Source organism: Thermotalea metallivorans, from assembly GCF_001562415.1.
In the GTDB taxonomy this organism is placed as follows: domain Bacteria; phylum Bacillota; class Clostridia; order Peptostreptococcales; family Thermotaleaceae; genus Thermotalea; species Thermotalea metallivorans.
This window is the reverse complement of sequence record NZ_LOEE01000046.1, coordinates 24567-44280: the sequence shown is the minus strand read 5'-3', so window position 1 is coordinate 44280 and position 19714 is coordinate 24567. Positions and strand designations below refer to the sequence as shown.

Annotated in this window: 28 protein-coding genes; all 28 read left to right on the top strand. The window is 42.0% G+C overall.

All coding sequences use genetic code 11. The features are described from left to right. The first annotated feature begins 70 nt into the window (after window positions 1-70). Window positions 71-3577 carry a DNA-directed RNA polymerase subunit beta' gene (rpoC, locus tag AN619_RS10570; protein ID WP_068556788.1) on the top strand — a complete coding sequence of 1169 codons (3507 nt, stop codon included), beginning with the start codon at window positions 71-73 and terminating at the stop codon, window positions 3575-3577. A gap of 216 nt (window positions 3578-3793) precedes the next feature. After that, window positions 3794-4039: a ribosomal L7Ae/L30e/S12e/Gadd45 family protein gene (locus AN619_RS10565; RefSeq protein ID WP_068556786.1), complete on the top strand. Its 246-nt coding sequence runs from the start codon at window positions 3794-3796 to the stop codon at window positions 4037-4039. 128 nt (window positions 4040-4167) lie between these two features. Next, window positions 4168-4581 (top strand): 30S ribosomal protein S12, encoded by a 414-nt coding sequence (rpsL, locus tag AN619_RS10560; RefSeq protein ID WP_068556784.1) that lies wholly within the window; start codon window positions 4168-4170, stop codon window positions 4579-4581. A 133-nt stretch (window positions 4582-4714) separates the two neighbouring features. Continuing rightward, window positions 4715-5185, top strand: coding sequence for a 30S ribosomal protein S7 (gene rpsG / locus AN619_RS10555; protein ID WP_068556782.1), 471 nt, complete (start codon window positions 4715-4717; stop codon window positions 5183-5185). 95 nt (window positions 5186-5280) lie between these two features. Then, window positions 5281-7350: an elongation factor G gene (fusA, locus tag AN619_RS10550; protein WP_068556780.1), complete on the top strand. Its 2070-nt coding sequence runs from the start codon at window positions 5281-5283 to the stop codon at window positions 7348-7350. 86 nt (window positions 7351-7436) lie between these two features. Further along, window positions 7437-8630 (top strand): elongation factor Tu, encoded by a 1194-nt coding sequence (tuf, locus tag AN619_RS10545; protein WP_068556778.1) that lies wholly within the window; start codon window positions 7437-7439, stop codon window positions 8628-8630. Between the two features lie 353 nt (window positions 8631-8983). Further along, a complete protein-coding gene (gene rpsJ / locus AN619_RS10540) occupies window positions 8984-9304 on the top strand; it encodes a 30S ribosomal protein S10 (protein ID WP_068556776.1) in 321 nt (106 codons plus the stop codon). A 113-nt stretch (window positions 9305-9417) separates the two neighbouring features. Then, window positions 9418-10050, top strand: a complete 633-nt coding sequence (rplC, locus tag AN619_RS10535) for a 50S ribosomal protein L3 (protein WP_068556774.1) — start codon at window positions 9418-9420, stop codon at window positions 10048-10050. A gap of 26 nt (window positions 10051-10076) precedes the next feature. After that, window positions 10077-10700, top strand: a complete 624-nt coding sequence (gene rplD / locus AN619_RS10530) for a 50S ribosomal protein L4 (protein ID WP_068556771.1) — start codon at window positions 10077-10079, stop codon at window positions 10698-10700. Next, window positions 10700-10990, top strand: coding sequence for a 50S ribosomal protein L23 (gene rplW / locus AN619_RS10525; RefSeq protein ID WP_083525091.1), 291 nt, complete (start codon window positions 10700-10702; stop codon window positions 10988-10990). Before rplD ends, rplW begins: the two co-directional genes overlap by 1 nt. Before the next feature lie 39 nt (window positions 10991-11029). Then, window positions 11030-11863, top strand: a complete 834-nt coding sequence (rplB, locus tag AN619_RS10520) for a 50S ribosomal protein L2 (protein ID WP_068556768.1) — start codon at window positions 11030-11032, stop codon at window positions 11861-11863. A gap of 93 nt (window positions 11864-11956) precedes the next feature. Continuing rightward, window positions 11957-12241: a 30S ribosomal protein S19 gene (rpsS, locus tag AN619_RS10515; RefSeq protein WP_068556767.1), complete on the top strand. Its 285-nt coding sequence runs from the start codon at window positions 11957-11959 to the stop codon at window positions 12239-12241. Window positions 12242-12267: 26 nt separating this feature from the next. Further along, on the top strand, window positions 12268-12603 hold the full coding sequence (gene rplV / locus AN619_RS10510) for a 50S ribosomal protein L22 (RefSeq protein ID WP_083525090.1): 336 nt from the start codon (window positions 12268-12270) through the stop codon (window positions 12601-12603). A 16-nt stretch (window positions 12604-12619) separates the two neighbouring features. Then, window positions 12620-13381 (top strand): 30S ribosomal protein S3, encoded by a 762-nt coding sequence (gene rpsC, locus AN619_RS10505; RefSeq protein ID WP_068556763.1) that lies wholly within the window; start codon window positions 12620-12622, stop codon window positions 13379-13381. Window positions 13382-13408: 27 nt separating this feature from the next. Next, entirely contained in the window at window positions 13409-13852 is a 444-nt protein-coding gene (gene rplP / locus AN619_RS10500; protein ID WP_068556761.1) for a 50S ribosomal protein L16, read from the top strand. Then, window positions 13842-14045: a 50S ribosomal protein L29 gene (rpmC, locus tag AN619_RS10495; protein WP_068556759.1), complete on the top strand. Its 204-nt coding sequence runs from the start codon at window positions 13842-13844 to the stop codon at window positions 14043-14045. Before rplP ends, rpmC begins: the two co-directional genes overlap by 11 nt. A gap of 28 nt (window positions 14046-14073) precedes the next feature. Continuing rightward, on the top strand, window positions 14074-14328 hold the full coding sequence (rpsQ, locus tag AN619_RS10490; RefSeq protein ID WP_083525089.1) for a 30S ribosomal protein S17: 255 nt from the start codon (window positions 14074-14076) through the stop codon (window positions 14326-14328). A gap of 26 nt (window positions 14329-14354) precedes the next feature. Beyond that, the gene (gene rplN, locus AN619_RS10485) at window positions 14355-14723 is read left to right on the top strand and encodes a 50S ribosomal protein L14 (RefSeq protein WP_068556757.1); all 369 of its coding nucleotides are present in this window, start codon (window positions 14355-14357) and stop codon (window positions 14721-14723) included. An 18-nt stretch (window positions 14724-14741) separates the two neighbouring features. Beyond that, a complete protein-coding gene (gene rplX / locus AN619_RS10480) occupies window positions 14742-15053 on the top strand; it encodes a 50S ribosomal protein L24 (protein WP_068556755.1) in 312 nt (103 codons plus the stop codon). A 28-nt stretch (window positions 15054-15081) separates the two neighbouring features. Then, window positions 15082-15624 (top strand): 50S ribosomal protein L5, encoded by a 543-nt coding sequence (gene rplE, locus AN619_RS10475; RefSeq protein WP_083525088.1) that lies wholly within the window; start codon window positions 15082-15084, stop codon window positions 15622-15624. Between the two features lie 15 nt (window positions 15625-15639). Further along, window positions 15640-15825 (top strand): type Z 30S ribosomal protein S14, encoded by a 186-nt coding sequence (locus tag AN619_RS10470; RefSeq protein WP_068556754.1) that lies wholly within the window; start codon window positions 15640-15642, stop codon window positions 15823-15825. 27 nt (window positions 15826-15852) lie between these two features. Then, window positions 15853-16251, top strand: a complete 399-nt coding sequence (gene rpsH, locus AN619_RS10465) for a 30S ribosomal protein S8 (RefSeq protein ID WP_068556752.1) — start codon at window positions 15853-15855, stop codon at window positions 16249-16251. A gap of 31 nt (window positions 16252-16282) precedes the next feature. Continuing rightward, window positions 16283-16825 (top strand): 50S ribosomal protein L6, encoded by a 543-nt coding sequence (rplF, locus tag AN619_RS10460; RefSeq protein ID WP_068556750.1) that lies wholly within the window; start codon window positions 16283-16285, stop codon window positions 16823-16825. 17 nt (window positions 16826-16842) lie between these two features. After that, on the top strand, window positions 16843-17211 hold the full coding sequence (gene rplR / locus AN619_RS10455) for a 50S ribosomal protein L18 (protein WP_068556748.1): 369 nt from the start codon (window positions 16843-16845) through the stop codon (window positions 17209-17211). A gap of 17 nt (window positions 17212-17228) precedes the next feature. Then, window positions 17229-17735, top strand: coding sequence for a 30S ribosomal protein S5 (rpsE, locus tag AN619_RS10450; protein ID WP_068556746.1), 507 nt, complete (start codon window positions 17229-17231; stop codon window positions 17733-17735). Between the two features lie 12 nt (window positions 17736-17747). Further along, on the top strand, window positions 17748-17930 hold the full coding sequence (rpmD, locus tag AN619_RS10445; RefSeq protein ID WP_068556744.1) for a 50S ribosomal protein L30: 183 nt from the start codon (window positions 17748-17750) through the stop codon (window positions 17928-17930). 17 nt (window positions 17931-17947) lie between these two features. Further along, window positions 17948-18388 carry a 50S ribosomal protein L15 gene (rplO, locus tag AN619_RS10440; protein WP_068556742.1) on the top strand — a complete coding sequence of 147 codons (441 nt, stop codon included), beginning with the start codon at window positions 17948-17950 and terminating at the stop codon, window positions 18386-18388. A 1-nt stretch (window position 18389) separates the two neighbouring features. Next, window positions 18390-19667 carry a preprotein translocase subunit SecY gene (secY, locus tag AN619_RS10435; protein WP_068556739.1) on the top strand — a complete coding sequence of 426 codons (1278 nt, stop codon included), beginning with the start codon at window positions 18390-18392 and terminating at the stop codon, window positions 19665-19667. Window positions 19668-19714 lie beyond the last annotated feature (47 nt).

Genomic DNA, 19714 nt, shown 5'->3' with positions numbered 1-19714 from the left:
ATTGCAAATCCCCATGCTGATGGGCTGAAGTAGAAACATCATGAAATTAAAAAGAAGGGAGAGAAACTCCTTGTTTGAACTAAACAATTTTGAATCGATCAAAATCGGTCTCGCATCACCAGAAAAGATTAGAAGTTGGTCGAAGGGCGAGGTAAAGAAGCCCGAAACGATCAACTATAGGACCTTGAAACCGGAAAAAGAAGGTCTTTTCTGTGAAAAGATCTTTGGACCCACCAAGGACTGGGAGTGTCACTGCGGCAAATACAAGAGGGTGAGATATAAGGGCGTTGTTTGTGACCGCTGTGGCGTGGAAGTAACAAAATCAAAAGTAAGACGTGAGCGAATGGGCCACATCGAATTGGCTGCTCCCGTTTCCCATATATGGTATTTTAAAGGAATCCCTAGCCGGATGGGGTTGCTGCTGGACATGTCTCCCCGCTCTCTGGAAAAGGTATTGTATTTTGCTTCTTATATTGTAACCAATCCGGGAGATACACCCCTAAGCTATAAACAGCTTCTCAGTGAAAAGGAATATAGAGAATATAGGGACAAATATGGAAATGCCTTTAAAGCGTCCATGGGTGCAGAGGCCATCAAAGAGATTTTAAAACAAATCGATCTGGAAAAGCTCTCCAAGGATTTAAGACTAAAGCTGAGGGACAGTTCCGGACAAAAGAGAATCAGGACGATTCGCCGGCTGGAAGTGGTGGAGGCATTTAAGAAATCAGGAAACAAACCGGAATGGATGATCTTAGATGTGATTCCTGTAATCCCTCCGGATTTAAGACCCATGGTACAGTTAGATGGGGGAAGATTTGCCACTTCTGATTTAAATGACTTGTACAGAAGAGTGATTAACAGAAATAACCGATTGAAAAGACTATTGGATCTTGGAGCACCGGACATTATTGTAAGAAATGAAAAGAGAATGCTTCAAGAAGCTGTAGATGCTTTGATTGACAACGGCAGAAGAGGAAGACCTGTTACCGGTCCAGGCAACAGACCTTTAAAGTCTCTCTCTGATATGCTCAAGGGCAAGCAAGGACGTTTCCGACAAAACCTGCTTGGGAAGCGTGTTGACTATTCAGGCCGTTCGGTTATCGTAGTAGGACCAGAACTAAAGTTTTACCAATGTGGTCTTCCAAAGAAAATGGCCTTGGAACTATTCAAGCCTTTTGTTATGAAACGGCTGGTGAATGACGGGTATGCCCATAATATCAAGAGTGCCAAACGGATGGTGGAAAGGGTGAAGCCGGAGGTTTGGGATGTATTGGAAGAAGTGATTCGGGAACATCCCGTGCTGCTAAACCGTGCCCCAACTTTGCATAGATTAGGAATTCAAGCCTTTGAGCCGGTTTTGGTGGAAGGGAAGGCCATCAAGCTCCATCCGTTGGTATGTACAGCCTACAATGCCGACTTTGACGGGGACCAAATGGCGGTACATGTTCCATTATCGGTAGAAGCCCAAGCGGAAGCAAGATTTTTGATGCTTTCTGTAAACAATATTCTAAACCCGAAGGATGGTTCGCCAGTTACAACACCTACCCAGGACATGGTGCTGGGCAGTTATTATATGACGGTAGAAGTAGAGGGAGAACCTGGAGAGGGAATGGTTTTTAGGGATTATGATGAAATGCTGATGGCCTATGAAAATAAGATTGTAGGGCTTCATGCGAAGGTAAAGGTGCGAAAGAAGCTTTCCAAGGACGACCCGGGGAAATTGATTGAAAGCACCGTGGGTAGATTTATCTTTAATGAAAAGATTCCTCAGGATTTAGGTTTCGTAGATAGGGAAAAAGATCCCTATTCTCTAGAAGTAGATTTCCTATGCGATAAAAAAGCCTTGGGCAAGATTATTGACAAATGCTTTAGAGTTCACGGCAATACGGTTACAGCTTTGATGCTGGATCATATTAAGCAGATGGGCTTCCATTATTCAACCATAGGAGCTATTACCATCAGCGTATCGGATATGGAGATTCCGAAAGAGAAGGAAGAACTGCTCTCCCAGGCCGATGAGACTGTTGATAAATATGAGAAGGCCTATCGAAGGGGATTAATTTCCGATGAAGAAAGATATGAAAAAGTTATTCAGACATGGCAGGAAACAACGGAAAAAGTAACTGATGCATTGATGAAGAATCTGGGTAGATTGAACAATGTATTCATTATGGCCCATTCCGGCGCTAGAGGTAGTAAAAATCAGATTCGTCAGCTGGCGGGCATGCGTGGTTTGATGGCCAATGCATCCGGTCATACGGTAGAAATGCCCATCAAGGCAAATTTCCGTGAAGGGTTGTCGGTACTGGAATATTTTATTTCAACCCATGGTGCCAGAAAGGGTCTTGCGGATACGGCCCTGCGGACGGCTGACTCCGGATATTTGACAAGAAGGTTGGTAGATGTCAGCCAGGATGTCATTATCCGTGAAATGGATTGCGGAACCAATGAGGGAATTGTAGCAGAAGACTTCAGGGATGGAAACGAGATTATTGAACATTTATATGACCGCATTGTGGGCCGTTATGCTTTAGAGGATGTAAAACATCCCGAAACAGAGGAAGTGCTTGTTCCTGCCAATAAAATGATTTTAGAAAAAGATGCAGAAAAAATTCTGGCAGCTGGAATTACAAAAGTGAAAATCAGGACGGTGCTTCACTGTAGAACAAGACATGGTGTTTGTGCTGTATGCTACGGCAGAAACCTGGCCACGGGAGAACCTGTCAATGTGGGAGAAGCCGTAGGGATTATTGCCGCCCAGTCCATCGGGGAACCGGGTACACAGCTGACTATGCGTACATTCCACACGGGTGGTGTTGCCGGGGCAGATATTACTCAAGGTTTGCCGAGGGTGGAGGAACTTTTCGAAGCTCGAAAACCCAAAGGATTGGCTATTATTTCAGAAATAGAAGGTATCGTTGCCATCAATGATACCAAGAAAAAGCGGGAAGTTGTTGTTACCGCTGATGATGGGGACAGCAGAACCTATTCCATTCCCTATGGTTCCAGAATCAAAGTAAAAGATGGTCAAAGAATTGAAGCCGGGGATGAAATTACAGAAGGTTCCGTAAATCCCCATGATATCCTTCGAATTAAAGGTGTAAGCGGAGCACAGCAGTATCTAGTTCGAGAAGTGCAGCGAGTTTACAGGATGCAGGGGGTTGACATCAATGACAAGCACATTGAGGTCATTGTAAGACAAATGATTTCCAAAGTAAAGGTGGAAGATGCGGGAGATACGGAGCTGCTGCCAGGCGGATTGGTAAACTTGTATGATTTTGAAGAGGAAAACCGCCGGGTAGAAGCAGAAGGTGGAAAACCAGCTGTAGGGCGAAGGGTGCTTTTAGGTATCACGAAGGCTTCGTTGGCAACGGAATCTTTCCTTTCTGCAGCTTCCTTCCAAGAGACAACGAGGGTGTTGACAGAGGCCGCCATCAAAGGGAAGGAAGACCACTTGATCGGCCTAAAGGAAAATGTAATTATTGGCAAGCTCATTCCTGCGGGTACAGGCATGAGAAGATATAAAAATATTGCCATTGAACACGAAAACAGCCAGAAGATGGCCAGTGACAATTAATTGTTGACAGATAAGGTTCTTAATGGTAGAATAACAAAGTGTGCAAAATGAATAAAATAGTGGACTTTGAAATATCCTGAAAGATTATGTGGCAACACATAATCTTTCAGGTGTTTCATAATGCATAGGAAGTTCTCATATTTTTTTCCATGCATTGTAACAAAATCTTCCCTGCAGCAAGGCTTATGGAGATTTTGTTTTAAAGGAGGATACTATATGCTAGAACAATTAAAGAATCAAAACAAACTGGTGATAGGAACGAAGCAGGCACTGAAGGCCGTGAAAGAAGGAAGGGCCCAAACCCTTTTTATTGCCAAGGATGCCGAAAAACACGTGACAAGAAATATTGAAGAATTGGCAAAAGAGATGCAGTTGCAGATTGTGTATGTAGATTCTATGAAAAAACTGGGAAAAGCATGTGGTATCGATGTCAGTGCTGCGACGGCAGTAATTCTAAAATAGGGATTGCCAGCATGGGAGAGCAGATCCTTCGTTTCCATAAAATAAAATGATAGGGAGCATGGGATTCAAGTTTTCCTATGCATATTATAAATATATTTTTTAAAAATCATTGGAAGGAGGTGTACAGAATGCCTACAATTAGCCAATTGGTTCGTAAAGGCAGAGAAAAAGTTGAATACAAATCAACAGCTCCGGCTTTACAAAAAGGTTTTAACTCTTTGCACAGAAAGCAAACTGATCTTAGCGCTCCACAAAAGAGGGGAGTATGTACATCAGTGAAAACTGTAACGCCAAAGAAACCTAACTCAGCGTTAAGAAAGGTTGCAAGGGTAAGACTGACAAACGGTATCGAGGTAACTGCTTATATCCCGGGTATCGGCCACAATCTTCAAGAACACAGCGTTGTGCTGATCAGAGGTGGTAGAGTAAAAGACTTACCAGGGGTTAGATACCATATCATTAGAGGTACCCTTGATACAGCAGGAGTTAAGAACAGAATGCAAGGAAGATCCAAGTACGGTGCAAAGAGACCTAAAAAATAATTGAACGTCGAGCGGAAATGCATCCACCCTCTTTCGGAGGGTTGGATTTTATATATAGCATCCATACGCACGACGGCAATCCGAGGGTTGTCGAGTACCGATGAGAGAAATCTATGTTAAGGAGGGAAGAAAAGTGCCAAGAAAAGGACATGTGCCGAAAAGAGAAGTATTACCTGATCCAGTTTATGGAAGCAAAGTTGTTACAAAATTAATCAACAATGTCATGTATGACGGCAAAAAAGGCGTTGCCCAAAGAATTGTATACAATGCCTTTGATATGATCAGAGAAAAAACAGGGCAAGATCCTCTGGAGGTATTTGAAAAGGCAATGAACAATGTGATGCCTGTATTAGAAGTTAGGGCAAGACGTGTGGGCGGTGCCAACTATCAAGTACCTGTGGAAGTAAGACCTGAAAGAAGACAGACGCTGGGATTAAGATGGTTAATTAGTTATTCCCGCAACAGAGGCGAAAAAACTATGGATGAAAAACTGGCAAAGGAAATCATGGACGCTGCAAACAATACGGGAGCATCTGTGAAGAAGAAAGAAGACACCCACAAAATGGCAGAAGCCAACAGAGCCTTTGCCCATTATAGATGGTAGAGATATAGAAAACTTGTTAACTTTTGGTTTAACAAGGATATTTTGGGGAACAATATTTTCTATAGCAATTCCGGAAAAAGAAAGGAGGAAAAATTGTGCCTAGACAGTTTCCATTAGAAAAGACCCGTAATATAGGTATTATGGCACATATAGATGCGGGCAAAACGACTACCACGGAAAGAATCTTATTCTATACCGGTAGAACCCATAAAATTGGTGAAGTGCACGAAGGTGCTGCCACCATGGACTGGATGGAGCAGGAGCAGGAAAGAGGAATTACTATTACTTCTGCTGCCACGACTGCTCAATGGAAAGGCCATCGCATCAACATTATAGATACACCGGGCCACGTGGACTTTACGGTAGAGGTGGAAAGATCATTGCGTGTGCTTGACGGTGCCGTAGCTGTATTCTGTGCAAAAGGCGGTGTTGAGCCTCAATCAGAAACAGTTTGGCGTCAAGCAGATAAATATAGAGTGCCAAGAATGGCTTATGTAAATAAGATGGATATCATCGGCGCAGATTTCTACAATGTTGTTGCAATGATGAAAGACAGATTAAAGGCAAATGCAGTACCCATCCAACTGCCAATCGGTGCTGAAGATACTTTCACAGGAATCATTGACCTTGTGGAAATGAACGCAAGGATTTACAAAGATGATTTGGGAAAAGAAATCGAAATCACTGAAATTCCTGCAGATATGATGGACAAAGCGGAGGAGTATAGACTGGCGTTGGTAGAAGCTGTTGCGGAAGCTGATGAAGAATTGATGATGAAGTACCTGGAGGGCGAAGAATTAACGGTTGAAGAAATCAAGGCAGGAATCAGAAAGCAGACAATTGCCAATGCAATGGTGCCTGTACTTTGCGGTTCTTCCTATAAGAACAAAGGCGTACAGTTGATGCTGGATGCCGTTGTAGATTATCTCCCATCTCCAGTAGATATTCCGCCGGTGAAGGGGGTATTGCCCGATACTCAAGAAGAAGCCGAAAGAATAGCCAGTGACAGCGAGCCATTTTCTGCATTAGCATTTAAAATCATGGCTGATCCTTATGTGGGAAAATTGGCTTTCTTCAGAGTATATTCCGGTGTGCTTCAATCAGGTTCCTATGTATATAACTCAACAAAGGATAAGAAGGAAAGAATCGGCCGTATCATGCAGATGCATGCCAACCACAGAGAAGAAATTACGGAAGTATATGCAGGAGATATTGCTGCGGCTGTAGGATTGAAGGATACTACCACAGGAGACACGCTATGCGATCAAAATCATCCGATTATTCTTGAATCTATGGAATTCCCGGAACCTGTAATTGAGATTGCAATTGAACCAAAAACAAAGGCAGGACAGGAAAAGATGAGCATGGCCCTTCAGAAACTTTCTGAAGAGGACCCGACTTTCAGAACTTGGACAAACCAAGAAACAGGGCAGACAATCATCGCAGGTATGGGAGAGTTGCACCTTGAGATTATCGTAGACAGAATGTTGAGAGAATTCAAGGTGGAGGCCAATGTAGGCAAGCCTCAGGTTGCTTATAAAGAAACGATTACTGCAATGGCGGATGTGGACGTGAAATATGCTCGTCAATCTGGTGGCCGAGGACAATACGGACATGTTAAGATCAAAGTATATCCCCAAGAGCCGGGTGCAGGATATGAATTTGTTAACTCTATCGTTGGAGGGGCCATTCCAAAAGAATATATTCCCCATGTTGATGCAGGGATTCAGGGAGCTATGGAAAATGGCGTATTGGCCGGATACCCTGTGGTGGATGTGAAAGTTGAATTGTATGACGGTTCCTTCCACGAAGTGGACTCCTCTGAAATGGCCTTTAAGATTGCCGGTTCTATGGCATTTAAGGAAGCCATGAAGAAGGCGAAGCCCGTACTGCTGGAGCCATACTTCAAGATTGAAGTGGTAGTGCCGGAGGAATACATGGGTGACGTTATCGGAGATATCAATGCAAGACGTGGAAGAATCGAAGGTATGGAAGCAAGAGCAGGTGCTCAGGTAGTAAGAGGATATGTGCCCCTGTCTGAGATGTTTGGTTATGCCACAGACCTGCGGTCCAAAACCCAGGGTAGAGGAACATATACAATGCAGTTTGACCACTATGAGCAAGTACCAGCTAGCTTAGCTGAAAAGATTATTGCTGGCAAATGATAAAAAACATGCTGCCGGGCAATAGACCCGGCAGTTTCAAAAATATCTTTACTGATTGCATGTAAAGTCAAAAGGAGGAAGAAAAAATGGCAAAAGCGAAATTTGAGAGAACGAAGCCACACGTGAACATTGGAACAATCGGGCACGTTGACCATGGTAAGACCACATTAACAGCAGCAATTACAAAGACACTGCATAAGAGATACGGATTAGGCGCAGAGGTAGCCTTTGATCAAATTGACAAGGCACCGGAAGAAAGAGAAAGAGGGATTACAATTTCAACAGCCCACGTTGAATATGAGACACCCAACAGACACTATGCCCACGTGGACTGCCCAGGCCATGCTGACTATGTAAAGAACATGATTACAGGGGCAGCGCAAATGGACGGAGCGATTCTGGTAGTAGCAGCGACAGACGGTCCGATGCCGCAAACAAGAGAGCACATCCTGTTATCCAGACAGGTAGGGGTACCATACATTGTAGTATTCCTAAACAAGTGCGACATGGTAGATGACGAAGAATTATTAGACTTAGTAGAAATGGAAGTAAGAGAATTATTAAACGAATATGAATTTCCTGGAGATGACACACCGATCATCAGAGGATCTGCATTGCAAGCGCTGAACGATCCGATGGGACCATGGGGAGACAAGATTGTGGAATTATTCGAGCAAATTGATGCATACATTCCTGAGCCACAAAGAGAAATTGACAAGCCATTCTTGATGCCTGTAGAGGACGTATTCTCCATCACAGGCAGAGGAACTGTTGCGACAGGAAGAGTAGAGAGAGGCGTGTTGAAAGTATCTGATGAGGTAGAGATTGTAGGATTAATGGATGCGCCAAGAAAAGTTGTTGTAACAGGGGTAGAGATGTTCAGAAAGCTGCTTGACCAAGCACAGGCAGGAGACAACATTGGAGCATTATTAAGAGGTGTACAAAGAGATGAAATAGAAAGAGGCCAAGTATTGGCGAAGCCTGGCTCCATCAAGCCCCATACAAAATTCAAGGCAGAGGTTTACGTATTGAAGAAAGAAGAAGGTGGAAGACATACACCATTCTTTAACGGATACAGACCACAGTTCTACTTCAGAACAACAGACGTAACAGGTTCAATTGCATTGCCAGAAGGAATGGAAATGTGTATGCCTGGAGACAATGTACAGATGACAATTGAGTTAATCACACCGATTGCCATCGAAGAAGGTTTAAGATTTGCGATCCGTGAAGGCGGAAGAACAGTAGGAGCAGGCGTTGTTGCTTCTATCGTAGAGTAATTTTGCCATCATCAGTAGCCGAAGCCAATTCGCTTCGGCTACTAAAAAATATTTTTTTGAAAAATACATTCTATAGCATAAAAACGAAAAAAAGTCAATACTTGATGTATTCTCAAGCATTTTATATACTATAGTAGTGTGTGTTTATAGGGACTGCGATGAGGTGAAAGGTTGCCGAGCAACATCGAGGGGAATTTTCACTGAGAATGTCCGTTCAAGAATCGGGCGACAGAATTCCTGTGAGCTCTCCGATATTCCTTATAAAAAATAAGTGGGAACACCCGGGAGAGTGTACAGAGATTCTAGTCGTACGTACTAGGTAACTGCGTGCGATGAAAAGGAGGGAAATAAAAATGGCAAACAGTAAGGGAAAACAAAAAATCAGAATCAGATTAAAAGCTTTTGATCACAAGATTTTAGATCAATCTTCAGAAAAGATTGTAGACACAGCAAAGAGAACGGGGGCCGAAGTATCAGGACCGGTTCCGCTGCCGACGGAAAAGCAGGTAATCACAATCCTGAGGGCTGTACACAAGTACAAGGATGCTAGAGAGCAATTTGAAATGAGAACACACAAGAGATTGATCGACATCTTGAATCCAACGCCAAAGACAGTAGATGCTTTAATGAGACTGGATTTACCGGCTGGCGTTGATATCGAAATCAAACTGTGAAGTATGTAACTACTAAGAAAAAGGTTGATATATAGGAAGTACCCTATGCCTCTCTTAGTATGATTACATGTTGCAAGTGTAATCCGCTGTAAGAACATTAGGAGGTGTAAAAAATGAAAGGAATTTTAGGAAAAAAAATTGGCATGACACAAATCTTCAATGAAGAGGGAACAGTCATTCCTGTAACCGTAATTGAAGCGGGCCCGGTATATGTAACACAAATTAAAACGATTGAAAAAGATGGTTATAATGCAATTCAGGTTGGTTTTGAAGATAAAAAGGCCAATAGGACGAATAAGCCAGAAAAAGGTCATTTTGATAAGGCCGGTGTAAGCTATAAAAAAGTATTAAAGGAGTTTCGCGTAGAAAATCCAGAAGAATACAAAGTAGGACAGGAGATCAAGGCAGATATTTTTGCAGAAGGCAACAAGGTGGATGTGACAGGTATCACCAAGGGCAAAGGCACACAAGGGCCTATCAAGAGACACAATCAGTCCAGAGGACCCATGAGCCATGGTTCCAAATATCACAGAGGACCTGGGTCTAAGGGAGCCAACACAACACCGGGCAGAGTCTTCAAAGGCCAAACAGAGGCTGGAAGAATGGGCAACGAGCAAGTTACAATTCAAAACCTTGAGATTGCAAAAATTGACGCAAATCGAAATTTGATTTTAGTAAAAGGTGCCATTCCGGGACCTAAGGGCGGAATTATTACTATAAAAGAAACGGTTAAGGCAGAAGTATAATCTGGCTATGGAAGGGAGGAAGTAAAATGCCAAAGGTTGCTTTATTGAATGTTTCAGGTCAACAAGTGGGAGAGATCGAATTAAGCGATAGCGTATTCGGTGTTGAAATAAATCAAAATGTACTGCATGAAGCTGTAAAAAATTATTTAGCAAACCAAAGACAAGGTACCCAATCAGCAAAAACAAGGGCAGAAGTAAGAGGTGGCGGAAGAAAACCATGGAGGCAAAAAGGAACAGGCAGAGCCCGCCAAGGAAGCATCAGAGCACCCCAATGGGTTGGCGGCGGTGTGGTATTTGCACCGAAGCCGAGAGATTACAGATATACGCTGCCCAAGAAAGTAAAGAGGCTGGCAATGAAGTCTGCATTAAGCTCTAAGGTACAAACAGAAAACATCATTGTTTTAGATGAGCTAAACCTGGATGTGCCAAAGACAAAGGACATGGTAAATATCTTAAAAAATCTAAATGTAGAAAAGAAAGCACTAATTGTAATGGATGAAAAGAATGACAACATCATCCGGTCAGCAAGAAATATTCCCGGTGTAACAACGACACTGGTTACAACATTAAACGTTTATGATATTTTGAATCATGACAAGTTCATTATTACCAAGGACGCGGTACACAAAGTAGAGGAGGTGTACGCATAATGATGACGCCATACGATATCATCAAAAGACCAATCATTTCTGAAACAAGTATGGAGAATATGGCTGAGAAAAAATACACCTTTGAAGTAGACAGAAGAGCCAACAAAGTAGAAATCAAAAAGGCCATTGAGAAGATTTTCGGCGTGAAAGTTCAAAAGGTAAATACAATGAACGTGCCAGGGAAAAAGAAAAGAATGGGTATGCACGTTGGGAAGAGACCTGACTGGAAGAAGGCGATTGTTCAGTTGACGCCGGACAGCAAAGAAATCGAATTCTTTGAAGGAATGTAATCAGTCCAGGAGTACGATTGAAGAAGGAGGGAAATTACGATGGGTATCAAGAAGTTTAAACCGACTTCTCCAGCATTAAGACAAATGACGGTTTCAACGTTCGAAGAAATCACAAAGAAAGAACCTGAAAAGTCATTATTGGTAACATTAAAGAAAAATGCTGGTAGAAATGCTCAAGGTAAAATCACAGTTCGTCATAGAGGCGGCGGACAAAAGAGAAAATATAGAATCATCGATTTCAAGAGAGATAAGGATGGTATTCCAGCAAAGGTAACGGCTATTGAATACGATCCGAACAGAACTGCCAATATTGCATTATTGACATATGCAGACGGAGAAAAAAGATATATTATTGCACCCAACAAATTAAGTGTTGGTGATGTGGTTGTATCAGGAGAAAATGCGGATATTAAAGTAGGAAATGCACTGCCGCTAAAGAATATTCCGGTAGGTACTGTTATCCATAACATCGAATTAAAGCCAGGAAAGGGCGGCCAACTGGCAAGAGCAGCCGGAAATGCTGCACAGTTAATGGCAAAAGAAGACAAATATGCACAAGTCAGACTGCCATCCGGAGAGGTAAGACTTGTAAGCATTAATTGCAAAGCTACCATCGGACAGGTAGGCAACTTAGACCATGAAAATATTACTATTGGCAAAGCCGGTCGGAAAAGACATATGGGCATCAGACCAACGGTAAGAGGTTCCGTAATGAACCCGAATGATCACCCCCACGGCGGTGGAGAAGGAAGATCGCCGATTGGTAGACCGACACCGGTTACACCTTGGGGCAAACCAGCCCTTGGTTATAAGACAAGGAAGAAAAATAAGGCATCGGATAAATTCATTATTAAGAGAAGAAACGAAAAGTAATAGGGGGAAAGAGGTCATGGAAATCATGAAGACCTTGGCCTCATCGTCCTCAGTGCCCAAAAGTATAGTTATTGAAGGGAGGATAACAGCAGAATGAGCAGATCATTAAAAAAAGGACCTTACGTTGAACCGAAGCTAATGAAGAGAATTCAAGAGATGAATGAAAAAAACGAAAAGAAAGTATTAAAGACTTGGTCACGGGCATCTACGATATTCCCAGAAATGATCGGACACACCATTGCTGTCCATGATGGTAAAAAGCACGTTCCTGTATATATTACGGAGGATATGGTAGGACACAAATTAGGTGAATTTGCACCAACGAGAACCTATAGAGGACATGCGGATACTGAAAAGTCCTCAAAAGTAAAGAAGTAAGATAGATGCGGAGGGAGGTTACTCAAGTGGAAGCTAGAGCAATTGCAAAATATGTGCGCATATCTCCAAGAAAGATCAAACCGATTTGCGATCTTGTAAGAGGAAAAAATGCGAACGAAGCATTAACAATATTAAAGTTCACACCAAGGGCAGGGGCCCCTGTACTTGCAAAGGTAATCAAATCAGCCATGGCAAATGGGGAAAATAACCATCAAATGGATGTAGATAAATTATATGTTGCAGAAGTATATGCCAACCAAGGACCTACATTAAAAAGATGGAGAGCGGCATCCATGGGTCGCGGTGTGAAAATTTTAAAGAGAACAAGCCATGTAGGAGTTGTATTAAAAGAAAGAGCTTAAGAAGGAGGGATAAGTAATGGGTCAAAAAGTTAATCCCCACGGCTTAAGAGTGGGAATCATTAAGGATTGGGACTCAAAATGGTATGCAAAAAAGGGCGAATTTGCAGACCTTTTAATCGAAGATCATAAGATTCGTGAATACGTTAAAGATAAATTGTTTGCTTCCGGTGTTGCCAGAATCACCATTGAGAGAGCAGCCAACAACAAAGTGAAAGTGAATATCTTTACTGCGAAGCCTGGCATGGTCATCGGAAAAGGCGGTCAAGGCGTAGAGGATTTAAGATTGGAGCTGGAAAAACTAACAGGCAAGGGTGTACTGGTAAACATTAATGAAGTAAAGAATCCTGAAATGGAAGCACAGTTGGTGGCTGAAAATGTAGCTTTCCAATTAGAAAGAAGGGTATCCTTCAGAAGAGCCATGAAGCAAGCCATCCAAAGGACTATGAAGGCCGGAGCAAAGGGAATTAAGATTGCATGTTCAGGAAGATTGGGCGGCGCTGAAATGGCCAGAACTGAAAAATACAGTGAAGGTAATGTACCTTTGCATACTTTAAGAGCTGATATAGACTATGGTTTTGCGGAAGCAGACACAACTTACGGAAAAATCGGTGTAAAAGCTTGGATATACAAAGGAGAAATTTTACCCGAGACAAGCGAGGCTGTAAAAGAGGCCAGAAGAGCGATGAGAGCCCAGCAAAATCAAAAACCAAGCAAGCCGAATCGAAATAAAGATTTCAAACCGCGCAAAGAAAATAAAGGGAACGAAGAGCAAGCGTAATTGACTGAGGGAAGGAGGAAACGGACGATGTTAATGCCTAAAAGAGTAAAGCGTCGTAGAGTGCATAGAGGCAGAATGAAGGGTACGGCACAAAGAGGTAATACAATTACTTACGGAGAATATGGATTGATGGCTTTAGAGCCGGCTTGGATTACTTCGAATCAAATTGAAGCTGCCAGAATTGCAATGACAAGATATATCAAAAGAGGGGGAAAGGTTTGGATTAAAATCTTCCCGCACAAGCCCATTACGCAGAAGCCAGCTGAAACACGTATGGGTGCCGGTAAAGGTTCTCCAGAATATTGGGTAGCAGTTGTAAAACCTGGAAGGGTAATGTTCGAATTAGCAGGTGTTACTGAAGAAAAGGCAAGAGAAGCCATGAGACTTGCAATGCATAAGTTGCCGATCAAATGCAAGTTCGTGACACGTAAAGAGATGGGAGAAAAGGGTGGTGAAGCTAATGAAAGCTAATAAGCTTCGTGAAATGACTGTGCAAGAGTTAAATCTAAAATTAACGGAACTTAAAGGCGAGCTTTTCAACTTAAGATTCCAATTGGCTACGGGACAGCTTGAAAATCCAATGCAAGTGAAAAAAGTTCGAAAAGATATAGCACGTATTCAAACCATCCTTAGAGAAAAAGAAATAAAACAGGCAAATGCATAGATAAGAATAGGGAAGGAGGGCTTTACTCGTGGAAAGAGCAAGAAGAAAGACGAGAGTAGGACGCGTAGTTAGTGACAAAATGGATAAAACCATTGTTGTTGCTGTAGAAGATTTTGTACGTCATCCGCTATACGGAAAAGCGGTAAAAAGAACAAAGAAATTTAAAGCACACGATGAAAACAATGAATGTAGAATCGGCGATAAGGTAAGAATCATGGAAACTAGGCCATTAAGCAAAGAAAAAAGATGGAGACTGGTTTCAATCATGGAAAGAGCGAAGTAATCGTATAGCTGAAGGGAGGTATTACCATGATCCAACAAGAATCACGCTTAAGAGTTGCGGATAATTCTGGGGCAAAAGAATTATTATGCATTCGTGTATTAGGGGGTTCCAAGAGAAAATATGCGAATATCGGTGATATAATTGTTTGTTCAGTTAAAGATGCAACACCAGGCGGTGTTGTTAAAAAAGGCCAGGTAGTAAAGGCTGTAATTGTGAGAAGCAAGCAGGGAGCAAGAAGAGCTGACGGAAGCTATATTAAGTTTGATGAAAATGCAGCGGTTATCATAAAGGAAGATAAAAACCCGGTAGGAACTCGTATTTTCGGACCAGTAGCAAGGGAATTAAGAGAAAGAGATTTCATGAAGATCGTATCCCTTGCGCCAGAAGTGCTATAGTTCGAGGAGGTGTAACGGATGCACGTTAAAAAAGGCGATACAGTTGTCGTAATATCAGGTAAAGATAAAGGAAAAAAAGGCAAAGTGTTGGTGGCAATGCCGAAAAAAAACAGAGTAATCGTTGAAGGTGTGAACATGATTACGAAGCATCAAAAGCCAAGTGCCAAGGTGCAACAGGGCGGTATTATTCATCAGGAAGGACCAATCCACGTTTCAAACGTGATGCTATGGGATCCAAAGGCAAAGGCTCCCACAAGAGTTGGTTATAAGATCCTGGAAAACGGTAAAAAAGTTAGAGTTTCCAAAAAGTCCGGAGAAATCATAGAGTAAAACCGAAAGCTGAAGGGAGGTTCAAACGGTGACAGCCAGACTAAAAGAATTATATACAAAAGATATCATAAAAGCCTTAATGGAAAAGTTTCAATATAAAAGTCCAATGGAAATACCAAAATTAGAAAAAATCGTTATCAACATGGGGCTAGGAGATGCAAAGGATAATGCGAAGCTGTTAGAAGCTGCGGTAGAAGAATTAGCAGCCATTGCAGGACAAAAACCGATTGTTACAAGAGCGAAAAAATCCGTGGCAAACTTTAAGGTTCGTGCAGGAATGCCTGTTGGTGCCAAGGTAACACTAAGAGGCGAGAGAATGTACGAATTTGCCGATAGATTATTCAATATTGCACTGCCAAGGGTTAGGGACTTTAAGGGTGTTGATCCCAATTCATTTGATGGAAGGGGCAACTATGCCTTAGGAATTAAAGAACAGTTAATATTCCCTGAAATTGAGTATGACAAAGTGGAGAAGGTCCGTGGGATGGACATTATCTTCGTAACAACGGCGAAGACTGATGAAGAAGCCCGTGAACTGTTAAGATTATTAGGAATGCCATTTGCGAGATAATAAGGAGGGAACATAGTGGCTAGAAAAGCTCTTGTTATAAAGCAGCAAAGAAAACAAAAATTCTCAACAAGAGAATATAATAGATGCAGAATTTGTGGAAGACCCCATGCGTATTTAAGAAAATTTGGTATATGCCGTATTTGTTTCAGAGAACTGGCATATAAAGGGCAAATACCAGGTGTGAAAAAAGCAAGCTGGTAGAAATATAAGGAAGGAGGTACTTGTACCATGACGATGACAGATCCAATTGCAGATATGCTTACTCGTATAAGAAATGCGAATACAGTGAAACATGAAACTGTAGATATTCCTGCTTCAAATATGAAAAAAGCAATTGCTGAAATTTTATTCAATGAGGGTTTCATCAAAGGTTATGATGTAATTGAAGACGGAAAGCAGGGGATTATCAGAATTCAACTGAAGTACGGAAAAAACAACGAAAAAGTTATCTCTGGGTTAAAGAAAATTTCAAAGCCTGGATTGAGAGTATATGCGAAGAAAGATGAAATACCAAAGGTATTAGGTGGTCTTGGAATAGCAATTCTTTCAACATCCAACGGAATTGTTACGGACAAAGAGGCGAGAAAATTAGGTGTTGGAGGAGAAGTTATCTGCTACATTTGGTAATAGATAATTTTAAGGTATAGGAGGTGCAGCGATGTCAAGAATAGGAAGAAAACCAATCACAATACCCCAGGGCGTTGAAGTACATGTTGACAGCAAAAATCTGGTTACGGTGAAAGGCCCAAAAGGACAATTGCAAGAGCAAATCAATAAAGACATGAAGATTCATATAGAAAATAATGAACTTATTGTTGAAAGACCGACAAACAATAAAATCCACAGATCATTACACGGATTAAGCCGTACACTTATCAACAATATGGTAGAAGGTGTTACGAAGGGATATGAGAAAAAGCTTCAAGTAGTAGGCGTTGGTTACCGTGCTGCGAAGCAGGGGAATAAGCTTACATTAAACTTAGGCTTCTCTCACCCTGTAGAAATGATTGATCCTCCGGGGATTACAACAGAGGTTCCCAATCCCAACGAAATTATTGTCAAGGGGATTGATAAGCAACTGGTAGGAAACTATGCTGCAAAGATTAGAGAATGGAGAGAACCGGAGCCATATAAAGGCAAAGGTATCCGATATGCCGATGAAGCAGTAAGACGTAAGGAAGGTAAAACAGGTAAGAAGTAGGAAAGGAGTGATAGGAAGTGATTAAAAAGGAGAGCAAAAATGCAAAAAGAAAAATCAGACATCTAAGAGTACGTAGAAAAGTATTCGGAACTCCTGAGCGTCCAAGATTAAGTGTATACAGAAGCTTAAGCAACATGTATGCGCAAATCATTGACGATACAACAGGTTCAACTCTAGTTTCTGCTTCCACTTTAGATAAAGAGATTAAAGAAAAAGTCAATTACGGAGGAAACAAAGAAGCGGCGAAATTAGTGGGCGAATTTGTTGCAAAGAGGGCTTTAGACAAGGGAATCGATAAGGTTGTTTTTGATAGAGGCGGATACATTTATCATGGTAGAATCAAGGAATTGGCGGAAGCGGCAAGAGAAGCTGGACTACAATTCTAACAGAAGGAGGGAAATGAATGAGACGTCAGATTATTGATGCTAGCAAACTGGACTTAAAAGAGACAGTTGTAAATATCGGCCGTGTAACAAAGGTTGTAAAAGGTGGTAGAACCTTCCGATTCAGTGCATTAGTCGTTGTCGGAGACGAAAATGGCCATGTGGGCATCGGAACTGGCAAGGCCATGGAAATTCCGGATGCCATCAGAAAAGGAATTCAAGATGCGAAGAAGAACCTAATCTATGTACCAAGAGTAGGAACGACGATTCCTCATCCAATCCAAGGACATTTCGGGGCAGGAAAAGTATTATTAATGCCAGCCCAAGAGGGTACCGGAGTAATCGCCGGTGGTCCAGTAAGAGCTGTCCTTGAGCTTGCAGGGATTAAAGACGTCAGAGCCAAATCATTAGGTACAAATAACTCAAGAAATATGGTTAACGCTACGATTGAAGGCTTAAAGCAGCTTAAAACAGTAGAAGAAGTTGCTAGATTAAGAGGTAAATCCGTAGAGGAACTATTAGGTTAGGGGGGAAGAGCCTTGGCGAATAAGTTAAAAATTACTTTAGTAAGAAGCACCATCGGCATTCTGCCTAAACACAAAAAAACAGTGGAGGCTTTAGGTCTTAAAAAAATCAGACAAGTCGTAGAAAAGCCAGATAATCCTCAAATCCGAGGAATGATTGATCAAGTGAAACATCTTGTAGTAGTAGAAGAAATATAGGCTAAGGAGGTGTAACCATGAAACTGCATGAGTTAAGACCGGCTGAGGGTTCAACAAAAAATAGAAAAAGATTGGGTAGAGGTACTGCTACTGGACAAGGAAAAACAGGTGGCCGCGGACAAAAAGGACAAGGAGCCCGTTCTGGCGGCGGTGTAAGACCTGGATTTGAAGGTGGACAAATGCCTCTATATAGAAGACTGCCAAAGAGAGGTTTCAACAACCCGTTTAAGAAAGAATGGGCTATTGTGAATATAGATGCGCTGAACAGATTTGATGATGGCACAACTGTTACGCCGGAATTATTACTGGAATCGGGAGTAATCCGTAAAATTGTTGATGGGGTAAAAATTCTGGGCGAAGGAGAATTGCAAAAGAAAGTAATTGTGCAGGCTCACAAATTCAGTCAGTCAGCAATTGAGAAGATCGAAGCGGCTGGAGGAAAGGCAGAGGTGATCTAAGGTGCTATCAACCCTAAGAAATGCTTGGAAAATTCCTGATTTGAAAAGAAGAATACTATATACTTTATTGATGCTAGTCATATTTCGGCTAGGTTCAACCATTCCGGTACCGGGAATGAATAAGGCCGTACTGGCAAAATTATTTGAGCAAGGGGAAAACGGATTATTTAGTTTCTTCAATCTCATCTCCGGAGGAGCCTTTGGCAATTTCACCATCTTTGCATTAAGTATTTCACCCTATATTACCGCATCCATCATTCTTCAGCTTCTCACCATTGCCATTCCCAGCCTGGAAGCATTGGCAAAGGAAGGAGAAGAAGGAAGAAAAAAGATAGCACAGTATACACGATATGGAACCATTGTATTGGCGTTAATCCAAGCAACTGGTGTGAGCGTGGGATTATTTAATCAAGCGTTGATCGAAAGAGACTTCTTTTCTGTATCCGTAGTTGTGATTACGCTCACGGCAGGTACAGCTTTCCTCATGTGGTTAGGGGAGCAAATCACGGAAAACGGCATCGGAAACGGCATCTCCTTAATCATTTTTACAGGAATTGTTTCCAGAGTTCCTGTGGGGATTATCCAAACAGTACAAAAGATGAAAATTGGAGAAGTAAGTATTTTCAACGTACTTCTGTTTACCGTTTTGGCTGTGATCATCATTGCAGGCGTTGTGGCAATCCAACAAGGGACGAGAAAAATACCGGTACAGTATGCCAAAAGAGTTGTGGGAAGAAAAATGTATGGGGGGCACAGCACCCATATACCTTTAAAAGTAAATCAAGCGGGAGTAATTCCGGTAATCTTTGCAATTTCTCTACTGCAATTCCCGTTGACGATTACTTATTTCTTCCGGGGCGGCGCCTTCTCCAACTGGGTTGAAAAATGGCTTTCACCGGCAGGAAATCCCGGAATCTGGGTATACTCTATTTTAAATATGATGCTGATTATATTCTTCACATATTTCTATACGGCCGTTACATTCAATCCCCAACAGGTAGCGGACAATATGAAACAGCATGGAGGCTTTATTCCGGGAATCAGGCCAGGGAAACCAACGGCTGAATATTTAGATAGAGTCTTAACGCGAATTACACTGGCAGGCGCCATATTCTTGGCAATCATTGCAGTAATTCCGACACTGATGCTGAAATTTACAAGCATTCAAATGACCTTTGGCGGAACGAGCCTACTGATTGCCGTAGGGGTAGCAATAGAGACAATGAAGCAAATTGAAGCACAAATGATGATGAGACATTATCAAGGGTTTTTAAAATAAACTGTGAGTAGGGACATGGGGAAACTTCCCCATGGCTTATACTTAAT